Source organism: Protofrankia sp. CiP1_Cm_nod4, from assembly GCF_982290645.1.
Map to the genome: position 1 here is coordinate 5811 of NZ_CEVIVC010000197.1, position 1822 is coordinate 7632.

Here is a 1822-nt window from a genome sequence, read left to right on the forward strand (position 1 = left end):
ATCCGCGGTGTCATGACGTCCTGGGCGGTGCGCTCGCGTAGCCGCAGGGATCTGCCCAGCAGGCTCGCGGTGTTGCCGGGCAGTGTGCCGTGCTCGGCCGACGAGCGCACCAGCCAGCCGAGCTCGGACGGCGACCTGGCCGATTGCAGCTGGCTTCGCGGCTCGATCCCCAGCGCGCGCAGCAGCCGGTTGGCGGACCCGTCGAGAAGCGTGATGACCGGCCGGCAGACGCTGGAGAAGAGCATCTGCGGCCCGGCGGCCCACTGGGCCGCGGCTACCGGCGCCGCGACCGCGATGTTCTTCGGGAAGAGCTCGCCGAAGACCATCTGGGCGACTGTCGCGATCAGCAGGGCGGCGGTCACCGCGACGGCATGGCCGACGCCGGCCGGCAGGCCGGTCGCGTCGATCGTGGGCAGCAGCAGGGAGGCGATCGCCGGCTCGGCGAGGTAGCCGAGCACCAGCGACGTCAGGGTGATGCCCAGCTGCGCGCCGGAAAGCTGGAACGACAGCGACCGGACGGCCCGCAGCGCCCGGGCCGCGCGGTGGGAGCCGTCCCGCGCCGCCTGCTCGAGCCGGCTGTGGTCGACCGCCACAAAAGCGAATTCGGCGGTCACGAACAGCCCGTTGGCGGCGATGAGGGCGACGGCCAGCAGCAGGCCGAGAATGTCACCGATCATTGCTGTGGCGGGGGCCGGCGCAGGCCACCGCGGTGCTCGGGCGATCGGGATCCCGCCGCGGGCTGCACTGTCGGGGCCGCCCGAGGCTCCCGCCCGGACGGTACTGGCGCGCCGCGTGCCATCCCCTCATCCTCACAGACCCCTCATCCTCACAGACCTCCGCCGTGCCGCCCAGAGGTTTCCCGGCCGGGGCCCGACGCCCGGCCGGGTGCGTCGGCAGGGACGTCCGGTGGTGATCCGCACCGGATGAGTGTGCGTTCTTTTATGATTTGTCCGAAATGGAGATCGAGTTTTTCAGGTGTCGGTGATGTTGTTGTGGCGTGGGGTGTTGTGGTTTTGCGCCGACGCTTGGAGACTGATCTGCATGGCTCGCGTCTTCGCCGTCGCAAACCAGAAGGGTGGCGTCGCCAAGACGACGTCCGTGACGAGCCTCGGCGCCGCGCTGAGCGAACTGGGATGCCGGGTCCTGCTCGTCGACCTCGATCCGCAGGCATGCCTGACGTTCTCCCTGGGCCTGGATCCGGACGTCATCGAGCTGTCCGTGCACGACGTGCTGCTGGGCCGGCTCAGCCCCGGCCTCGTGGTGCGACGGACCGAGGACGGCCCGGATCTGCTGCCGGCGACCATCGAGCTGGCCGGCTGCGAAGCCGTGCTGCTGTCCCGTACCGGCCGTGAGCACGCGCTGCGGCTCGCGCTCGCCGAGATCAGCGACAGCTACGACTTCATCCTGATCGACTGCCCCCCCTCGCTCGGGATCCTGACGATCAACGGGCTGACGGCGGCGAATGAGGTGATCATCCCGTTGCAGTGCGAGACCCTGTCGCACCGCGGTGTCGGGCAGCTGCTCGACACCGTCCACGACGTGCGGCGTCTGACCAATGCCGAGCTGCGGGTCCGCGGAGTGCTGCCGACCCTCTTCGAGGCCCGGACCACGCACGGCCGTGCCGTCCTGGCGGACGTCGCCGCCCGGTACGCGGTGGCGGTGCTCCAGCCACCCATCGCGCGGTCGGTCCGGTTCGCCGAGGCGCCGGTCTCCGGACGCTCGATCCTCACGACGGCGAAGCGTTCCAGAGGGGCGGAGGCATACCGGGCGCATGCCCGGGCGCTGCTGGCGGGCTCCGTCCCCGCGCCCGGCCCGCGGGGGG

2 protein-coding genes are annotated in these 1822 nt (G+C 71.3%); one reads left to right on the forward strand and one right to left on the reverse strand.

The window, feature by feature from the left end; translation table 11 throughout:
* Nucleotides 1-677: CNNM domain-containing protein (locus AC5LSR_RS22465; protein WP_493468959.1), on the reverse strand; the 677-nt coding region annotated here is incomplete at its 3' end.
* 364 nt (nucleotides 678-1041) lie between these two features.
* Between AC5LSR_RS22465 and AC5LSR_RS22470 the strand changes: the two genes are divergently transcribed.
* On the forward strand, nucleotides 1042-1822 hold a 781-nt coding region (locus AC5LSR_RS22470; protein WP_493468960.1), incomplete at its 3' end, for a ParA family protein.